This is a genomic window from Streptomyces sp. NPDC006314, from assembly GCF_040613075.1.
Classification (GTDB): domain Bacteria; phylum Actinomycetota; class Actinomycetes; order Streptomycetales; family Streptomycetaceae; genus Streptomyces.
This window is the reverse complement of sequence record NZ_JBEXRL010000003.1, coordinates 439794-456506: the sequence shown is the minus strand read 5'-3', so window position 1 is coordinate 456506 and position 16713 is coordinate 439794. Positions and strand designations below refer to the sequence as shown.

Below are 16713 nucleotides of genomic sequence, written 5' to 3'. Positions count from 1 at the left end.
CCTGCTGCCAGACGGGCCACACCGGTACCTCCCGCAGGGGTCAGCCCAGGGTCTGGGCCGCCGCCGGGGAGGAGTCCTTCAGGAACTGCGTGCAGCGCTCGTACTCCTCCTGCTCGCCGATGGCCCCGGCGGCGCGGGCGAGGGCGTGCAGGGCGCGCAGGAAGCCGCGGTTCGGCTCGTGCTCCCACGGCACCGGGCCGTGGCCCTTCCACCCGTTGCGGCGCAGCGCGTCCAGTCCACGGTGGTAGCCCGTACGGGCGTAGGCGTACGACTCCACGACCGCGCCCCGCTCGAACGCGTCATCGGCCAGCTGGGCCCAGGCGAGGGAGGAGGTGGGGTACCGGGCGGCGACGTCCGCCGGCGCGGTGCCCTGGGCGAGCAGCTCGCGGGGCTCCGGCTCGTCGGGGAGGTGGGTCGGGGGCGGCCCGCCGAGGAGGTTCTCGTGAATCGTCATGGGTTCAGTCTCTCGCACGGGTACCTGGCGGGGCTCGGCGTGGGTGCACGTGCCGGTGCCGGGCGGGGGCGGGATCGCTCACCGGCGCCGGCGGGATGCCGGACGCGGGTGCGCCGAGCGCAGCTCCCCAGGGGCCCGGGGAACGCGCGACCAGCCCACCACGCACCCGCGGCTAGCTGCGGCGCCCCGCCTCCAGCGGCGGAGCCGTCACGTTGCCATGGGTCCTGCACTCCGGGCGGCGGCAGTCCGGGGGCGGCCGACGGACCAGGGTGAACGCCAGTGCCGAGCCCAGCAGCAGCGTTCCCGCGCAGATCGGCATCGCCCGCCCGAACGCCGCGTCGAACGCCGTGGGCGACCGGTACGCCTCCGGGCCCATCCCCGCCAGCAGCGGGAGCGCCGCCACCGCCACCAGGCCCGCCACCCGGGCCGCCGCCTTGTTGATGCCGCTGGCCAGGCCCGCCCGGGCGGATCCGACGGAGGCGAGGACCGTGGCCGTCAGCGGGGCGACGAGGGTGACCATGCCGGCGCCCATCACCAGCAGCGCGGGCAGGACGTCCCTCAGGTAGTCCGCGTCCGGGCCGACCCGGAGCATCAGCAGCATCGCCGCCGCGCAGAGCAGGGGGCCGGCGGTGAGCGGGAGCCGGGGGCCCGTGCGGTCGGCCAGCGCACCCGAGCGGGACGAGAACAGCAGCATCAGTGCGGTGGTGGGGAGCAGGGCCGTGCCGGCGGCCAGCGGCGAGTAGCCCGCGACCACCTGGAGCTGGAGGGCGGTGAGGAAGAAGAAGCCGCCGAAGGCCGCGTACACGCACAGCGTGACCAGGTTGACCGCCGTGAACTGGCGCGAGGCGAAGATGTCCGGCGGAAGCATCGGGTCGGGGCGGTGCCTCTCGACGTGCAGGAAGGCCAGGGCGGCGGCCAGGCCCGCTCCCCCGGTCAGGGCCACCGCCGGGGAGCCGGACCGGGCCTCGATGAGCGCGTAGGTCAACAGGGCGAGGGCCAGGGCGCCCAGGGCCGCGCCGAGGACGTCGAAGCGGCCGTGGCTCCTCTCGTCGGCGGATTCCGGCACGTGCCGGACCGCGACCGGGACGCACAGCAGGGCCAGCGGGATGTTCAGCAGGAACACCCAGCGCCAGCCGGGGCCGGTGACCAGCCAGCCGCCCATGAAGGGGCCGACCGCCGCGCCGATCCCGCCGAAGCCCGACCACAGGCCGACGGCCCGGCTCCGGTCGTCGGGGTGGAAGGAGGCCTGGATGAGAGCGAGGGATCCGGGGGTGAGGAGCGCCCCGCCGATGCCCTGGAGGGCGCGGGCGGCGATGAGGACGCCGGAGGTCGGGGCCAGGCCGCAGAGCAGTGAGGCGGCCGCGAACCACACCACCCCGAGGACGAAGATCCCGCGGCGGCCGTAGCGGTCCCCGAGCGAACCGCCCAGCAGGATCAGACCGGCCAGCGTGACCATGTACGCGTTGACCGTCCACTGCAGCACGGCGAGGTTCGCGTTCAGGTCGCGGCCGATGCGCGGGAGCGCCACGTTGACGACGGTGGAGTCCAGCATGACCATGCTGGAGCCGAGGACGGTGGTCAGCAGGATCCACTTGCCCTGGGGCGAGGCCAGCCGGACGTCGGGCATGTCCCCAGGTATACAGCGGGCCCGGCGCCGTAGACAGCCGCCGGGCCCACCGGAGGGTACCGCTTACTTGATCTTGTTGCCCGCCGAGCGCAGGTGCCGCGTGGCCTCGACGACGCGCGCGGCCATGCTCGCCTCGGCCAGCTTGCCCCAGGTGCGCGGGTCGTAGGTCTTCTTGTCGCCGACCTCGCCGTCGACCTTCAGGACACCGTCGTAGTTCTTGAACATGTGGTCGGCGACCGGACGGGTGAAGGCGTACTGGGTGTCCGTGTCGATGTTCATCTTCACGACGCCGTTCTCCAGCGCGGTCAGGATCTCCTGCTCGGTGGAGCCGGAGCCGCCGTGGAAGACGAAGTCGAACGGGTTCTCCTTGCCGAACCGGGCGGCGACGCCCTCGTTCAGCTCCTTCAGCAGCTCGGGGCGGAGGACGACGTTGCCCGGCTTGTAGACGCCGTGGACGTTGCCGAAGGAGGCGGCCAGCAGGTAGCGGCCCTTCTCGCCCAGGCCGAGAGCCTCGGCGGTGCGGATCGCGTCCTCGACGGTGGTGTAGAGGGAGTCGTTGATCTCGTGGGAGACGCCGTCCTCCTCGCCACCGGTCGGGGTGATCTCGACCTCGAGGATGATCTTGGCGGCGCGGGCCTGCTCCAGCAGTTCCTGCGCGATGGCCAGGTTGTCGGCGAGGGTCTCGGCCGAGCCGTCCCACATGTGGGACTGGAACAGCGGGTTGAGACCGGCCTCGACGCGCTTCTTGGAGAGCGCGAGCAGCGGACGTACGTACCCGTCGAGCTTGTCCTTCGGGCAGTGGTCGGTGTGCAGCGCGATGTTGACCGGGTACTTCTCGGCGATGATGTGCGCGTACTCGGCGAGCGCGACCGCGCCGGTCACCATGTCCTTGCTGTACTGGCCGCCGAGGAACTCGGCGCCGCCGGTCGAGATCTGGACGATGCCGTCGCTCTCCGCCTCCGCGAAGCCGCGCAGGGCCGCGTTCAGGGTCTGGCTCGAGGTGACGTTGATGGCCGGGTAGGCGAACTTGCCTGCCTTCGCCCGGTCGAGCATCTCGTTGTAGACCTCGGGGGTTGCGATGGGCATCTGTCCGCTCCTTGAGTTGCGGGTTGGCGTTCTGCGTTACGGCCCTGACCTAGACCTTGGGGGCGACGTCATCGTCGTCCCCATCTTTCCAGACATGAACCGATGGTCCATGCGCCGGTCAAGTCCAGGTCAATCCGGGACGTCAGTCCAGACCCAGTTCATCCTTCGAGAAGGCGAATCGGTACGGAACGCCCGCGCCGGCCTCGATCTTCTCGGCGGCGCCGGTCGCCCGGTCCACGATGGTCGCGACGGCGACGACCTCGGCGCCCGCCTCGCGCACGGCCTCCACCGCGGTCAGCGGGGAGCCGCCGGTGGTGGAGGTGTCCTCGACGACGAGCACGCGCCGGCCCGCGATCTCCGGCCCCTCCACGCGACGCTGCAGCCCGTGCGCCTTCGCCGCCTTGCGTACGACGAACGCGTCCAGCTTCTTCCCGCGCGCGGCGGCGGCGTGCAGCATGGCGGCCGCGACCGGGTCGGCGCCCATGGTCAGCCCGCCCACCGCGTCGAACTCCAGGTCCGCGGTCAGATCCAGGAGCACCTGGCCGACCAGCGGGGCGGCCTCGCCGTCGAGGGTGATGCGGCGCAGGTCGACGTAGTAGTCGGCCTCCAGACCGGAGGAGAGGGTCACCTTGCCGTGCACCACGGCCTTGTCCTTGATCTGCTGCAGCAGCGCGCCGCGTGTGCCCGGCGGCATTACTTCGTCGACGTCCGTCATGCCGACCAGCTTAGAGCCGCCGCCAGCTCCAGGTGGTCGTCGCCTCCAGCGGCTCCAGCGGGGTGACCAGGCGCGGGAGGGTGTTCAGGCCGTTGGGCGGCCCGGTCTGCGGCTCCACGCACACGGCCTCGGCCTGCTCGTCGTAGACGACCACCCACTCCTCGCGGCTGGTCACCTTCAGCTGAAGCTGTCCGGGCCAGGTGAGGGTGACGTCGACGCCGCCCGGCATGCCGAAGCAGTCGTCCCAGGGGCCGGGCCTCGGCTCGATGCGGTTGCCGGTGGGCAGGTGGTCGGCACCGCGCTCCTCCTGCCAGGCGGGCTTGAAGTCCAGCTGTACGTCCTCGCCGCCGAGGTTCCGGTGGAACCACGGGTGCCAGCCGATCTGCGCCGGGAAGGAGTCGTCGTACGTCTCCACGGCCATCGTCAGCGTCAGGCTGTCCTCGGCGAGCGTGACGATCTGGGTGACGCGGCCGGGATGCGGCCAGGGGTCGACCAGCTCGTACGTGATCACCGCCTCGTCCCCCGAGACGCGCGCGGTGCGCCAGACGCCGTCGCGGACGGTGCCGTGGATGGCGTGCGGCGGGGAGTTGAGCGGCATCCGGCGGACGGTGGCGCCGTCCAGGAAACGGCCCTCCCGGATCCGGCCGCACCAGGGCACCATCGGGAAGCAACCGAAGCGCTCGCCCTGTCGCAGCAGCTCCACGCCGCCGATCCGCAGCCCACCGATACGGCCGCCGTCGCCCGGCCGCACGCTCACCTCCGCGTCGCCCGCGGTCAGCGTGATGTCTTCGTTGCTCACGTCACGACCCTACTGGGGCGATCAAGAGCGCGTCGCCCGCACGCGGGGGGCGGGCGGGGTGCGGTTGCGGGGACATGGGTACCCGGCGCCGGTGTACGCCGATCCCGCGTCCACGGAAGCGATGACCGCCGACCGGCGTGCCGTGGCGAGCGGGCCGCTCGCGGAGGCGGACCCGCGGCTCACCGCCTGTCGCGTGGTCGCTTCTTCGGGATGCCCTAGCGGCGTCGGCGCAGGGCGCGGGTGACGACGATGGCCGAGGCGAGCGCCAGGGCCGCGGCGGGGGCCGCCCAGCGCAGGACCGGGTTCCCGCCGATGGACTGGGAGGCCGGTACGGGGGCGTAGCGGCCGCGCGGCGGGGCGTGGTCGACCTCCTCGGCGCTGCGGCCGATCATGGTCCGGCGGGCGTGCGCGGCCTCGGCGGGGGGTTCACCGGTGTCGGCGAAGTCCTCGGCGAGGCGGTCGGCCGCGTCGCTGCCGTCGTCGGCCTCGTCGTCGGCCCCGGGGTCCAGGGTGGGCGGGGGCACCTCGGTGCCGAGGACGGCTGCGTGAGGGTCGGCCGGGGACTGCGGCTCCGGTTCCCGAGCCTCGTCCTCCGGAGCCGGCGCCTCTCCCACGTCCGCCAGACCCTCCACGAAGCGGTTCAGCAGCCTCGTCACCGCCGAGGTCACGGCCTCCGCCGGCAGTTCGGTGATCCGGCCGTCCGCGTCCGCCGTGCCCTCGACGGTGACGGTGGAGCCGCCGTCGGTGTCGGCGAGGCGCAGGGTCAGGGCGAGCTTGACCGAGCCGGCGCCGCGGGCCTCCGTGGCGTCGCCCTCGACGGCGTACGTGCCGTCCTCGCGGGCCACCACCCGTACCGCCCCCCGGTAGGTGACGGAGTGTCCGCCGACGCGCACCTTCAGCCGCCCGGCGACGGGTTCGGCACCGGCGTCCTGCTGCAGGCCGGGCACCGCCCGGGCGACGCGAGCGGGGTCGGCCAGTGCCGCTGCGAGTCGCTCGGCGGGAACCGGAACGAAGACCTGGTGCTCCATGTCCGCTGAGCCTACCCAGTGGGGGCCGGTACTCACCCTCACATGCCGGGGGCTCCGCCCGCGGATCCCGTGTGCCCACCCAGTCGACCCGGTCGGCCGGGAAGTGGACGGGACAAGATCTCAGTACCGCGGATGCACCAGTGTCGATGCCGGCAGCCCTCCGATCCGCGTCCGTTCCGCCGCCTCGCCGTCCGCCGTCAGCCCGGTCTGCGTCAGGGTGCGCAAGCGATCGGGGCCCAGGCGCAGCGGCGGTGCGGTGCGGCCCGGAGACGCCAGCAGGAAACCCCAGTCGTGCGGTGCCCGGGTCACGCCCGTGGAGCGGTCGGGGCCCGCCGCGAAGCCGGAGTCGTGGCCGACGACCCGGTAGGGGGCGGTGGCGAAGCCGGCCGAGCGGAGGGTCACGGCGACCGTCCAGAAGACACGGGGGCGGGTGGTGACGGGCCCGGCGTGCACCACCAGGCGGCCGTGCGGGGCCAAGACGCGCCGGGTCAGGCCGTAGAACTCCTGGGAGTACAGCTTGGCGCTGGCGGTGATACCGGGGTCGGGGAGGTCGGCGATCACGACGTCGTACGCCCCCGCGGGGGCACCGCGCAGCCAGCCGAGGGCGTCGGCCGTGGTGACGTGGACGCGAGGGTCGGCGTAGGCGTGGCGGTTGGTGGCGGCCAGGCCGGGGTCGTGGCGGGCCAGGCGGAGCAGGCCGGGGTCGAGTTCGACGACGTCGACGCGGCGGACCCGGCGGTGGCGCAGCACTTCGCGGGCGGCCAGGCCGTCGCCGCCGCCGAGGATCAGCACGCGCGCGTCGGGGGCGCCGGACAGGGCCGGGTGGACCAGGGCCTCGTGGTAGCGGCGTTCGTCGCGGCCACCGACGCGGAGGCGGCCGTCGAGGAAGAGGTCGAGGGGCCTGCCGTCGGTGCCACCGGTCAGGACGACCTCCTGGACGCCGGTCTGCACGGCCACCCGGACGTCCTTGCCGTAGACGGCGTGCCGGGCGGCCCGTTCGAAGTCGTCGGCGAGGGCCGCGGCGGAGGCGAGGACGCCGAGGACGGTGAGGCCGACGAGGAGCAGGGTCCAGCGGGCGCGGCGGGTGAGGTCGCGGCGGAAGAGGCCGAGGACGAGGGCGCCGCCCGCGAGGACGTTGACCGTGCCGGTGAGCAGGGCGCCGGTCAACTGGCCGAGGAAAGGCAGCAGAAGGAAAGGGAAGGCCAGACCGCCGACGAGGGCGCCGACGTAGTCCGCGGCGAACAGGTCGGCCACCGCGCCGCCCGCGTCCTGGCGGCGGATGCGCTGGATCAGTTCCATCAGCAAGGGGACCTCGGCGCCGATGAGCAGGCCGATGGCGAGGGAGAAGGCGACCAGGAGACAGCGCGGGCCCTCGGCCCACGCCCCGCCCCAGCCGCCGGTCCAGGCGAACACGGCGTACAACGCCATGGCGCTGCATCCGCCGACCAGCGCGAGGGCCGACTCGACCGCGCCGAAACCGGCGGCCGCGTGCCAGCGCAGCCGTTTGGCGCCGAGGGAGCCGATACCCATCGCGAACACCATCACGGACAGCACGACGGAGGCCTGGGTGACCGAGTCGCCCATCAAGTACGAGGCGAATGCGACGAGTTCGAGTTCGTACACCAGTCCGCAGGCCGCGCAGACGAAGACGCACACGAGGACCAGGAACCGCCCGGTGCCGGGCCGGACGGGCAGCCGCGCGGGGCCGGTCCAGGAGGGCGGAGCGCCCGGGGGCGCGGGGGCGTGCGATTCGATCACTCTGCGACGTTACGTCACATGCGCGGCACGCTTCGTCACCCACACGTGTGGAAGTGGGGCCGTTGACGCAACCGGTGTTTATGTCACCCGAACTCGCCCTGGTCCGGCCGCCCCGCGATCACCCGCGGCCCGACCCGGGTCCGGGTGGCCACCAACTGCCCGTCCTGCGGGTAGGCGTGCCAGGTCCGCCAGTGCACCTGGCCCTCGTGCCGCTGGGCCAGCATCGCGGTGAAGGCGTGCGGGCTGCCGGGGAAGACGCCGGCGAGACCGTGCGGATGGTCGGAGACGAGGGCCAGCAACTCCTGGGCACGGCCCGCGAACGAGCCGGGCGTGAGCACCTCGACGCGGGCGGCGAACTCGTACTCCCAGTCGCCGACCCGCTTGGCGACGCCCAGCGGGAGCGGTGTGCTGGAGCCGGGAATGCACGCGACCGTCTCCGAACAACTGCCGCGCTCCTCCTCCAGGAGTACCTGGTGGGACGCGCCGAGCAGCCGCAACTGCAGTTTCGCGCCCATCAGTTCCAGATCCAGAGTGGCCAGGGCGGGCAGCGGCTCGCGTCCCAGGGCCCAGGCGAGATCGGCAGCGCGCGTATCGGTGTAGGAGGTGTTGAGGGTCGTGAGCATGGATCGGCTCCGCTAACACGCAATGAGGGGGAGATCGGCCATGTCAGCCCGGCCGGGGAGGGGAGTCTGTGGGACATCCGAGGGGCTGCGTTGGCGGTTTAGAGGGAATCATGAACAGAGGCGCCCCCACAGCGTTTTTACCCAACTTCGTGGGGTTTCCATCCCTCAGGGGGCTCCACAGCTCAACTGTTCAACCATGGCGCACGCCGGGCGCGGGAACGAGACGGGAGGGCGCTCGCCGGAATGCCTTCGTCCGACGGGCGCCCGTGTGCGGCCGGATGCGGTCCCCTCTGCCCGGAAGTCCCGTGCGAGCCAGGACGTTCGCGGGAGGTACCGGAAGCTCAGCTGCCCCGTGTCAGCTGCCTCCCCCGCATCCGCCCCCGCCGCCGCACGATGAACCCCCGCCGCACGACGAACCTCCGCCGCAGGAGGAGCCGCCCCCGCAGGAGTGCCCCCCACCGTGGTGCCCCCCACCGTGGTGGCCCCCGCCGTGGTGACTGCCCGAGTCGGAGCCGCCGGCCACTCCGCCGGCCCACCAGCTGCTGCCGCCGCCGGTGCTGCTGCCGCCGCCGTACGAGCGCGCGGGTCGGCGCGGCCGGCCGCCCGTGCGCATGGCGGAAATCAGGGCCCCGAGGACCATGACGATGAAGACCGTCAGGATGATGCCGAGAAACATGGCGTCACCCTCCTTCCGTTCCCCCGAAGCGGCCCCCCGTGGGCGCCTCGCCTGTTGCCGCGTCTGGCGCGGTGACCGGGGGATGCCCGGCCGCGTCCGTCCGCAAAGCAGAGTTGAGGAAGTCCAGAGCTTGGGCGCAGGATGACCGGCATGACCTCCACCGAGCGCCCGCACCTCAACCGCCGTCTCGCCGAGTTCGGGACGACGATCTTCGCCGAGATGTCCGCCCTCGCCGTGGCCACCGGGGCGATCAACCTGGGCCAGGGTTTCCCCGACACCGACGGCCCGGAGGAGGTCCGGGAGGCCGCAGTGCGGGCGCTGCGCGACGGACGCGGCAACCAGTATCCGCCGGGCCCCGGCGTCCCCGAGCTGCGCACCGCGATCACCGAGCACCGGCTGCGCCGCTACGGACTGTCGTACGACCCGGACACCGAGGTGCTGGTCACGGCGGGCGCGACGGAGGCGATCGCGGCCTCGCTGCTGGCGCTGGTCGAGCCCGGGGACGAGGTGGTGGCGCTGGAGCCGTACTACGACTCCTACGCGGCGAGCATCGCGCTGGCGGGCGGCAGGCGGGTGCCGGTGACCCTCCGGCCGCATGACGGGAGCTTCCGGCTGGACCTGGACGAGCTGCGCGCCGCCGTCACCGACCGCACCCGTCTGCTGCTGATCAACACCCCGCACAACCCGACCGGTACGGTCCTCACCCGCGCCGAGCTGGCCGCGATCGCCGAGCTGGCGGTGGAGCGGGATCTGCTGGTGGTGACGGACGAGGTCTACGAGCACCTGGTCTTCGACGGCGCCGAGCACCTGCCGCTGGCCGCGTTCCCCGGTATGCGCGAGCGCACGGTGAGCATCGGTTCGGCCGGCAAGACCTTCTCCTTCACCGGCTGGAAGGTCGGCTGGGTGACGGCCGCGCCGGGGCTGGTCAGCGCGGTCCGCTCGGTGAAGCAGTTCCTGACGTACGTCTCCTCGGGCCCCTTCCAGTACGCGGTCGCCGACGCCCTCGCCCTGCCCGACTCCTACTTCGAGGACGTCCGCCGGTCCATGCAGGCCCGCCGGGACATCCTCGCGGAGGGGCTGACGGCGGCGGGCTTCGAGGTCTTCGAGCCGGCCGGCACCTACTTCATCACCACCGACATCCGCCCCCTCGGCGAGAAGGACGGCTTCGCCTTCTGCCGCGCCCTGCCGGAACGGGCGGGCGTCGTCGCCATTCCCAACGCCGTCTTCTACGACGACCGGGAGGCGGGGGCTCCCTTCGTCCGGTTCGCCTTCTGCAAGCGGGAAGAGGTGCTGCGGGAGGCGGCGCAGCGGCTGCGGGACATGTGAGCCGACCACCCGTGCGGCCGGCCTCGCACGGACCCGGGTGGCCCCGGGTCCCGTACTCGACACAGGGGAACCGGTGACACGCTCGGGCGTCCGCTGCTCGTGCTGCTGTACGCGCTGCTGCTCCTGGAGCGCGCCCCGCTGCCGCTCCTCGTGCACAGAGGTGCTGCTGCTGATCGCGCTCGGCGGGTCCGGCTTCTTCGAGTCCAGGCCGCGGTTCCTGCCGCCGGCGTTCCCGCTGCTGCCGCCGCTCGCCCGGGCGGTGGTGCGCACGGCGAGAGCCCGGCCCTGGCACGCGACCGTGGTGGTCGCGTCCCTGGCCGGGCTCAGCTGTGCCTACGGCGCGTACCTGGTCGGGTGCGGGCGCGCGCCTCTGTGACGGGCCGCCGGGCCCGCGGAGTCACTCCGCGTCGTCCTCGGGCTTCTCCGCCTCCTCGACCTCCTGCTCCAGGCCGAGCTGCTCGATGAGCCACTTGTCGAACTCGATCGCGGCCCGCACCCAGCTGACCGTGGAGGAGACGAAGTGGTTGATGTCGACGCCCGTGCCGATCAGCATCTGCGCTTCGCCGATGAGGCGGACGGTGCCGTCGTCATGGGTGTGGGTGTACACCTTGGGCCACAGGGTGCGGCGGTTCCAGTCGTCGACGGACTCCAGCAGCTGCGGCTTCTCGTCGATCGGGTGGGGACGGTCGTAGAAGGTCCGCACCGAGAAGACCGCCTGCTCGGCCTCCCCGCGGAACATGAAGTACGTGCGGAACTGCTCCCACGGCGCCGCGAGGTCACCCTCCTCGTCGACGACGTACTTCAGCTCCATCTGGTCCAGAAGCTGCTTCACGAGATCCTGATCCGGGACGACGGGGCCCGCCGGTCCTTGGGGCTGCGGTTCGGGCTGGCCCCCGAAGTTCGGAATCGAGGACGGGTCGATGCTCACCGTGTTTTTCCCTTCATACGGATTCCGCCATCCTCCCCCATGCTGGGAGGGGGGTGGCAAGCCCCGACGGGTCCTGTCAGCCGTCGGCTGACATGATCCGTCCGGTCGGGTGGAAGTCCGGCGGGCGAGGGGAGACGGTGTGGCGGCGCGGGGGCGGACCGGGTGGGGCGTGCTCGCGGTACTCGCGGTGCTTCCGGCACTGGGCGTGGTGTGGCTGGTCGCGGTGGTGGTGAGGTTCGCGGCCTCGGACTATCCGCTGGGCGGACGACCGGAGAAGGTGCCGTGCGCCGAGGCGCTGGGGTTCGGCGGGGCGAAGCTGCCGGACGGGGCGTACGACACCGCGTGCACGGGGCAAGCCTGGCTGGATACCGACTACGTGGCCCGGTTCCGTATGCCGAGGGACGGCGTGCGCGACTGGCTGAAGACCACCTATCCGGACGCGCCGGAGCCGAAGACCCGGTTCTGCGGACCGGACTCCGTCGACCTCTGTCTGAACCTGGGCTTCGAGCAGGGTGCCGGGGACTACGCCGGCCGGGTCCCGGGCAGGTCCGACCCCGGCTTCGGCGCGTACGCCGTGGACATCGACGTGACGTACGAGGGCCCGGACCGGGCCCTCGTACGGTTCTCGGCGTTCACCACGTGAGCGTCACAGCGTCTTCCCGGCCGCCGGGCCCACGATCAGACCCTCGGCGTAGCGGTCCACGCGGACCGTGTCGCCGTCCTTGATCTCGCCGGAGAGGATCTCCTTGGCGAGGCGGTCGCCGATGGCGGTCTGCACCAGGCGGCGCAGCGGGCGGGCGCCGTAGGCCGGGTCCAGGCCCTCCTCCGCGAGCCAGGCCAGCGCCTCGGGGGTGATCTCCAGGCTGAGCCGGCGCTCGGCGAGCCGCTTGGCCAGCCGGTCGATCTGCAGCTGGGCGATGCGCTCCAGCTCGGGCTTGGTCAGCGCCGAGAAGACCACCAGGTCGTCGAGCCGGTTGAGGAACTCCGGCTTGAAGGAGGCCCGCACGGCCTCGAGCACCTGCTCCTTCTTCTCCGCCTCGCTGGTGATCGGGTCGACCAGGAACTGGCTGCCCAGGTTGGAGGTGAGCACCAGGATGGTGTTGCGGAAGTCGACGGTACGTCCCTGACCGTCCGTCAGGCGGCCGTCGTCCAGAACCTGGAGCAGGATGTCGAAGACCTCGGGGTGGGCCTTCTCGACCTCGTCCAGCAGCACGACGCTGTAGGGGCGGCGGCGCACCGCCTCGGTCAGCTGACCGCCCTCCTCGTAGCCGATGTACCCGGGGGGCGCGCCGACCAGGCGGGCCACGGTGTGCTTCTCGCCGTACTCCGACATGTCGATGCGGACCATGGCCCGCTCGTCGTCGAAGAGGAAGTCGGCGAGCGCCTTGGCGAGTTCGGTCTTGCCGACGCCGGTCGGGCCGAGGAAGAGGAAGGATCCGGTCGGACGGTCGGGGTCGGCGATACCCGCCCGGGAGCGTCGCACGGCGTCGCTGACCGCCCGTACGGCCTCGGTCTGGCCGATGAGGCGCTTGCCCAGCTCATCCTCCATGCGCAGCAGCTTCTGCGTCTCGCCCTCCATCAGGCGTCCGGCGGGGATACCGGTCCAGGCGGCGACCACGTCGGCGATGTCGTCGGAGCCGACCTCCTCCTTGACCATGGTGTCCGTGGTGACCTCCTCCTCGGCGGCGGAGGCGGCCTCCAACTCCTTCTCCAGCTCCGGGATCTCGCCGTACAGCAGCTTGGCCGCGGTGTCGAAGTCGCCGTCGCGCTGGGCGCGCTCGGCCTGGCCGCGCAGGTCGTCCAGCTTCTCCTTCAGCTCACCGACCCGGTTGAGGGACTGCTTCTCCTTCTCCCAGCGGGCGGTCAGGCCGCGCAGCTCCTCCTCCTTGTCGGCGAGGTCGCGGCGCAGCTTCTCCAGGCGCTCGCGGGAGGCCGGGTCGGTCTCCTTGGCGATCGCCAGCTCCTCCATCTTCAACCGGTCGACCGCGCGCTGCAGTTCGTCGATCTCCACCGGGGAGGAGTCGATCTCCATCCGCAGGCGCGAGGCCGCTTCGTCCACGAGGTCGATGGCCTTGTCCGGCAGGAAGCGGGAGGTGATGTACCGGTCCGACAGGGTGGCGGCGGCCACCAGCGCGCTGTCGGCGATCTGCACCTTGTGGTGCGCCTCGTACCGGCCCTTCAGGCCGCGCAGGATCGCGATGGTGTCCTCGACGGTCGGCTCGGCGACCAGCACCTGCTGGAAGCGGCGCTCCAGGGCGGGGTCCTTCTCGATCCGCTCCCGGTACTCGTCCAGCGTGGTCGCGCCGACCATGCGCAGCTCACCGCGGGCCAGCATCGGCTTGAGCATGTTGCCCGCGTCCATGGCCGAATCGCCACCGGCGCCGGCGCCCACGACGGTGTGCAGCTCGTCGATGAAGGTGATGATCTGCCCGTCGGAGTCCTTGATCTCGGCGAGCACGGCCTTCAGCCGCTCCTCGAACTCGCCCCGGTACTTGGCACCGGCCACCATCGCGCCCAGATCCAGCGCCACCAGCCGCTTGTCCTTCAGCGACTCGGGCACGTCCCCCTTCACGATCCGCTGGGCGAGCCCTTCGACCACGGCGGTCTTGCCGACGCCGGGCTCACCGATGAGCACGGGGTTGTTCTTGGTACGGCGGCTCAGCACCTGCACGACCCGCCGGATCTCCTGGTCCCGCCCGATGACCGGGTCCAGCCGGCCCTCGCGGGCGGCGGCGGTGAAGTCGGTGCCGAATTTCTCCAGGGCCTTGTACTGGCCCTCGGGGTCGGCGGTGGTCACGCGGCGTCCTCCCCTGGCCTTCCGGAAGGCCTCCTGTAGCTTCTTCGCGTCGGCACCCTGCCGTTGCAGCAGCTCACCGGCCGCGCCACCCTTCGCGGCGATGCCGACGAGCAGGTGCTCGGTGGACAGGTACTCGTCGCCGAGCGCCTTGGCGCGTTCGGTGGCGTCGGCGATGACGGCGAGCAGCTCGCGGTTGGGCTGCGGAGGCGCGACGGTCGAGCCGGTCACGCTGGGCAGTCCGGCGAGGATCTTCTCCGCACCGGCGCGTACGGCGGCCTGGTCGGCCTCGACGGCCGCGAGCAGGTCGGTGATGTTCTCGTTCTCCTGCCCCTGGAGCAGAGCCAGCAGCAGGTGAGCAGGGGTGAGGTCCGGGTGCCCCTCGGTCACGGCCCGGTTGCTGGCCGCGTTGATCGCGTCACGGCTCCTGTTGGTCAGCTCGGCGTCCACGTGTCCGTTCTCCTCCTCGACCTCTTCTCACTGCTGACTTAACCAGCGTACACAAAGTTGAGTCTATTCCGCTCAAGGTGCGTAGGGCCTTCTTCGGGCTAGGTTGCGGGCATGGTGACGCACTCCGTAGACCCGGCTGCCCCGGACGAGCACTACCTCGCGTTCTGGCGGGAGCGGCATCTGTGCACGCTGACCACGCTCCGGCCCGACGGCAGCCCCCACGTGGTGCCGGTCGGCGTGACCTATGACCCCGGGGCGCGGCTGGCACGGGTGATCACGAACGGGACGTCCGCGAAGGTCTCCCACGTGCTCGCGGCCGGCCCCGGGGGTGCCCGGGTCGCGGTGTGCCAGGTGGACGGCCGGCGCTGGGCCACGCTGGAGGGGCGCGCGCGGGTGCGGACGGAACCGGAGCGGGTCGCGGAGGCGGTGCGGCGCTATGCCGAGCGCTACGAGCGGACACCAGGACCGAATCCGTCACGCGTGGTGATCGAGATCGAGGTCGAGCGGGCACTGGGACACGGGTGACAAGTTTCGGCCACCGTGGAAGCGCGCCCATAGAGGGAAATGTCCCCAGAAAACTGCAGCGGCGTCACCGTGTTCAGGTCACGGTGACGCCGCTGCGGGGGGAAGCGCCTGAGCGATCTTTTACGACGGGGGAATCGCGTCAGGCACTGCGGGGGGTGGCCGAGATGGTCCTCAGGTCGGAGTCCGCCGGTTCGGTCAGCCGGTGGTCCCGCTGGTCCAGGTTCACAAAGATCATTCCGTACCGGATGGCACACCGTACGGGCTGCGGCGCCCCGCGGGGCTTGCGCAGGCACCGATAGGCCCGCACGTCCTCGTCCTCGTCACGGGTGACGACGACCGGCTCGCCGAACACGGTCACCATCAACGAGTCACCGCTGTGGGGGATGGCCGTGACCAGGTCGATGAAGTGCCAGCCCGAGCGGTAGGCGGTGGCCATTTCGCGGCGGAAGCTGCGGTCGTCAGGAGGCGTCGTCATATCACGACCAGATACTGTCGCTGGGGGTGGCCACAGCATCGGCGTCAACGGGCTCGTCGGCCGCCGCCACCACTGACCACCGGCTGTCCGCTTGTACGTCGCCCTTCGCAGTGGAGAGGCCGTTCAGCGTTCCGAAGGCCACAACGGCGGAGAAGGCGGCGACAAGCACCGAGCGAAGCATTCTCTTACGCATAGTCGGCTTCGTCCTCACTTGAAGGTCCCCTCATTCCCCCGTCGGATAAGACGATGGCTCATTCAGGCACGTCATGACCACACAATCAGTGCATCATGTTCCTGCATGTTCAGGACCCTGGGGGGTGGAGATTTGACAACAAATCCGGCAGAACCGACACATCCCCACGCCATCACGGACCTCTGTGAGGAAGGAAGGCGTCTCTACGCCAACGCGCTGCGCACGGGGCGGATCGCCCGCGCCGACGCGGAAGCGGCCCCGTGCCTCATGGAGTTCGCCCTCCTCCACCCCGACCTCGACGACGCGAACTGGCTGCGCCCGGTTCCCCCCTCGGTGGCCCTGGCACAGCGGCTCAATCCGATCGAGCGTGAGATATCCGAGCGCCGGCGCACCTCGATCGAACTGGCCGACGTCTTCGAACCGTTCATGACGCTCACCGCCCAGGGCGCGGCCCCGACGCACTCCATCACCGTGCTGGAAGGACTCGACCGCATCAACGCGGCACTCGACCTGGCCACCGACCAGTGCCGGAACGAGATGCTCACGGTGCAGCCGAGCGCGCGCCATCCCGAGCGCCGGGTCATCGAGGGCCTGGAGCGCGACAAGACCCTGATAGAGCGGGGCGTGCGGATCCGGACCCTGTACCAGCACACGGCCAGATACAGCCCCGAACGGCTTGCCTACGTGGACCAGTTCGCCAACGGCAAGGCGGAATACCGCACCATCGACGAACTGGTCGAGCGCCTCATCATCTGCGACGAGACGGTCGCCTTCATCCCCATACGGGACGACCGGCAGGTCGCCCTGGAGCTTCGCCACCCGGGTCTCGTCTGCTACCTGATCAAGGTGTTCGAGTTCATGTGGGACCGCGCCGTACCGCTGAGCGCCGGGACCCCGTACGAGACCGCCCCCGACGGCATCACCGAGATCCAGCACTCCATCGCCAAGCTCCTGGTGGAGGGCCACGTCGACGAGGCGATCGCCCGCCGGCTGGGCATGAACGTGCGCACCTGCCGGGCCCACATCGCCAAGCTCGCCCACGCCCTCGGCAGCGGCAGCCGCGCCCAGCTCGGCTATCTCATCGCCCAGTCCGGCATGCTGGACCGGGGCCACTGACGCGATGGCCGGGCCGGGAGCGATACGCAAGGACACGGAAACGGGCACCGAGTGGCACCTCCACCCGGAGGAGCCGGTGTGCGAGGCGGCACCGGGCCTGTACGCGCGCGTCCTGCACCAGGGCCCGGTCCCCGTCGAGG

16 protein-coding genes and 1 pseudogene are annotated in these 16713 nt (G+C 71.7%); 5 read left to right on the top strand and 12 right to left on the bottom strand.

From position 1 onward, the window contains the following. Window positions 1-40: 40 nt before the first annotated feature. The 8 genes from ABZ079_RS07795 to ABZ079_RS07760 form a co-directional block, all read right to left on the bottom strand. Entirely contained in the window at window positions 41-454 is a 414-nt protein-coding gene (locus ABZ079_RS07795; RefSeq protein WP_356938502.1) for a DUF3151 domain-containing protein, read from the bottom strand. A 172-nt stretch (window positions 455-626) separates the two neighbouring features. Beyond that, window positions 627-2081 carry an MFS transporter gene (locus tag ABZ079_RS07790; RefSeq protein ID WP_356938501.1) on the bottom strand — a complete coding sequence of 485 codons (1455 nt, stop codon included), beginning with the start codon at window positions 2079-2081 and terminating at the stop codon, window positions 627-629. A gap of 63 nt (window positions 2082-2144) precedes the next feature. Next, window positions 2145-3167 carry a class II fructose-bisphosphate aldolase gene (gene fbaA, locus ABZ079_RS07785; RefSeq protein ID WP_356938500.1) on the bottom strand — a complete coding sequence of 341 codons (1023 nt, stop codon included), beginning with the start codon at window positions 3165-3167 and terminating at the stop codon, window positions 2145-2147. A 142-nt stretch (window positions 3168-3309) separates the two neighbouring features. Then, on the bottom strand, window positions 3310-3882 hold the full coding sequence (gene pyrE / locus ABZ079_RS07780; protein ID WP_356938499.1) for an orotate phosphoribosyltransferase: 573 nt from the start codon (window positions 3880-3882) through the stop codon (window positions 3310-3312). Between the two features lie 10 nt (window positions 3883-3892). Beyond that, entirely contained in the window at window positions 3893-4681 is a 789-nt protein-coding gene (locus tag ABZ079_RS07775) for an aldose 1-epimerase (RefSeq protein WP_356938498.1), read from the bottom strand. Between the two features lie 215 nt (window positions 4682-4896). Continuing rightward, window positions 4897-5709: an SRPBCC domain-containing protein gene (locus tag ABZ079_RS07770; RefSeq protein WP_356938497.1), complete on the bottom strand. Its 813-nt coding sequence runs from the start codon at window positions 5707-5709 to the stop codon at window positions 4897-4899. A 120-nt stretch (window positions 5710-5829) separates the two neighbouring features. Further along, window positions 5830-7467, bottom strand: coding sequence for a polyamine aminopropyltransferase (locus ABZ079_RS07765; RefSeq protein ID WP_356938496.1), 1638 nt, complete (start codon window positions 7465-7467; stop codon window positions 5830-5832). A gap of 83 nt (window positions 7468-7550) precedes the next feature. After that, window positions 7551-8090 carry a DUF2617 family protein gene (locus ABZ079_RS07760; RefSeq protein WP_356938495.1) on the bottom strand — a complete coding sequence of 180 codons (540 nt, stop codon included), beginning with the start codon at window positions 8088-8090 and terminating at the stop codon, window positions 7551-7553. Window positions 8091-8907: 817 nt separating this feature from the next. Here ABZ079_RS07760 and ABZ079_RS07755 point away from each other — a divergent pair. Both ABZ079_RS07755 and ABZ079_RS07750 read left to right on the top strand, forming a co-directional pair. Continuing rightward, a complete protein-coding gene (locus ABZ079_RS07755; protein WP_356938494.1) occupies window positions 8908-10092 on the top strand; it encodes a pyridoxal phosphate-dependent aminotransferase in 1185 nt (394 codons plus the stop codon). A 99-nt stretch (window positions 10093-10191) separates the two neighbouring features. After that, a pseudogene (locus ABZ079_RS07750) lies at window positions 10192-10468 on the top strand (hypothetical protein); the annotation flags it as partial. Between the two features lie 21 nt (window positions 10469-10489). Here the strand turns inward: ABZ079_RS07750 and ABZ079_RS07745 are convergent. Beyond that, the gene (locus ABZ079_RS07745; RefSeq protein ID WP_356938493.1) at window positions 10490-11020 is read right to left on the bottom strand and encodes a YbjN domain-containing protein; all 531 of its coding nucleotides are present in this window, start codon (window positions 11018-11020) and stop codon (window positions 10490-10492) included. A gap of 169 nt (window positions 11021-11189) precedes the next feature. Between ABZ079_RS07745 and ABZ079_RS07740 the strand changes: the two genes are divergently transcribed. After that, window positions 11190-11663 (top strand): hypothetical protein, encoded by a 474-nt coding sequence (locus ABZ079_RS07740; RefSeq protein ID WP_356938492.1) that lies wholly within the window; start codon window positions 11190-11192, stop codon window positions 11661-11663. Window positions 11664-11666: 3 nt separating this feature from the next. On the opposite strand, the gene clpB is transcribed toward ABZ079_RS07740, so the two are convergent. Further along, window positions 11667-14264, bottom strand: coding sequence for an ATP-dependent chaperone ClpB (gene clpB / locus ABZ079_RS07735; protein WP_356938491.1), 2598 nt, complete (start codon window positions 14262-14264; stop codon window positions 11667-11669). A gap of 111 nt (window positions 14265-14375) precedes the next feature. Between clpB and ABZ079_RS07730 the strand changes: the two genes are divergently transcribed. After that, complete coding sequence (locus tag ABZ079_RS07730; protein WP_356938490.1) at window positions 14376-14789, top strand: TIGR03618 family F420-dependent PPOX class oxidoreductase; 414 nt, start codon at window positions 14376-14378, stop codon at window positions 14787-14789. Window positions 14790-14928: 139 nt separating this feature from the next. On the opposite strand, the gene ABZ079_RS07725 is transcribed toward ABZ079_RS07730, so the two are convergent. Both ABZ079_RS07725 and ABZ079_RS07720 read right to left on the bottom strand, forming a co-directional pair. Beyond that, on the bottom strand, window positions 14929-15264 hold the full coding sequence (locus ABZ079_RS07725) for a hypothetical protein (RefSeq protein WP_356938489.1): 336 nt from the start codon (window positions 15262-15264) through the stop codon (window positions 14929-14931). A 1-nt stretch (window position 15265) separates the two neighbouring features. Beyond that, on the bottom strand, window positions 15266-15445 hold the full coding sequence (locus ABZ079_RS07720) for a hypothetical protein (RefSeq protein WP_356938592.1): 180 nt from the start codon (window positions 15443-15445) through the stop codon (window positions 15266-15268). A 144-nt stretch (window positions 15446-15589) separates the two neighbouring features. On the opposite strand from ABZ079_RS07720, the gene ABZ079_RS07715 reads away from it, so the two are divergent. Next, entirely contained in the window at window positions 15590-16573 is a 984-nt protein-coding gene (locus tag ABZ079_RS07715) for a helix-turn-helix transcriptional regulator (RefSeq protein ID WP_356938488.1), read from the top strand. The last annotated feature ends 140 nt before the right edge of the window (window positions 16574-16713 follow it).

Excerpts from the sequence above, each read along its gene's own strand:
- ABZ079_RS07790 (WP_356938501.1), bottom strand. The coding sequence starts at position 2,081 with ATGCCCGACGTCCGGCTGGCCTCGCCCCAGGGCAAGTGGATCCTGCTG.
- ABZ079_RS07755 (WP_356938494.1), top strand. The coding sequence starts at position 8,908 with ATGACCGGCATGACCTCCACCGAGCGCCCGCACCTCAACCGCCGTCTC.
- ABZ079_RS07725 (WP_356938489.1), bottom strand. The coding sequence starts at position 15,264 with ATGACGACGCCTCCTGACGACCGCAGCTTCCGCCGCGAAATGGCCACC.
- ABZ079_RS07795 (WP_356938502.1), bottom strand. The coding sequence starts at position 454 with ATGACGATTCACGAGAACCTCCTCGGCGGGCCGCCCCCGACCCACCTC.
- ABZ079_RS07760 (WP_356938495.1), bottom strand. The coding sequence starts at position 8,090 with ATGCTCACGACCCTCAACACCTCCTACACCGATACGCGCGCTGCCGAT.
- fbaA (WP_356938500.1), bottom strand. The coding sequence starts at position 3,167 with ATGCCCATCGCAACCCCCGAGGTCTACAACGAGATGCTCGACCGGGCG.
- ABZ079_RS07770 (WP_356938497.1), bottom strand. The coding sequence starts at position 5,709 with ATGGAGCACCAGGTCTTCGTTCCGGTTCCCGCCGAGCGACTCGCAGCG.
- ABZ079_RS07730 (WP_356938490.1), top strand. The coding sequence starts at position 14,376 with ATGGTGACGCACTCCGTAGACCCGGCTGCCCCGGACGAGCACTACCTC.
- pyrE (WP_356938499.1), bottom strand. The coding sequence starts at position 3,882 with ATGACGGACGTCGACGAAGTAATGCCGCCGGGCACACGCGGCGCGCTG.
- ABZ079_RS07720 (WP_356938592.1), bottom strand. The coding sequence starts at position 15,445 with ATGCTTCGCTCGGTGCTTGTCGCCGCCTTCTCCGCCGTTGTGGCCTTC.